Genomic DNA, 509 nt, shown 5'->3' with positions numbered 1-509 from the left:
AGACGTATACGCAGCAGGTCGGCTAGACAGAGACAGTGAAGGTCTAATGGTGTTAACCAATGATGGTATCCTACAAGCGAAGCTGACTCAGCCGAAATCGAAGTCGCCGAAAACGTATTGGGTACAGGTGGATGGAGCGCCACAAGAGCAAGATTTAGAGAAGTTGCGTAAAGGCGTTGAATTAAAAGATGGTATGACCTTACCCGCAAAAGTAGAAGTCATTGATGCTCCGACGATTTGGGAGAGAAACCCACCAGTTCGTTTTCGTGCAAATATTCCAACGACATGGCTAGAAATCACTATCATTGAAGGTAGAAACCGCCAAGTAAGACGCATGACCGCTCATATCGGCTTCCCAACTTTACGCTTAGTACGCTATTCAATGGGCGACATTACCCTTGGAGACTTGCAGCCTGGCCAATGCAAAGAGATTCAGCTCTAGCCATCTTAAACCAGCACATTCCTTAAAGTAGTCAACATCAAAAAACATAAAAGCAGGCGATCGCCTG

1 protein-coding gene is annotated in these 509 nt (G+C 46.0%); it reads left to right on the top strand.

Features of this window, described 5'->3' with window-relative positions; all coding sequences use genetic code 11:
* Nucleotides 1-442: pseudouridine synthase (locus tag R8O10_RS27685; RefSeq protein ID WP_318192290.1), on the top strand; the 442-nt coding region annotated here is incomplete at its 5' end.
* Nucleotides 443-509: the final 67 nt, after the last annotated feature.

It is taken from the genome of Vibrio sp. 1727, from assembly GCF_033344415.1.
Classification (GTDB): domain Bacteria; phylum Pseudomonadota; class Gammaproteobacteria; order Enterobacterales; family Vibrionaceae; genus Vibrio; species Vibrio alginolyticus.
This window is presented reverse-complemented; position numbering and strand designations above follow the sequence as displayed.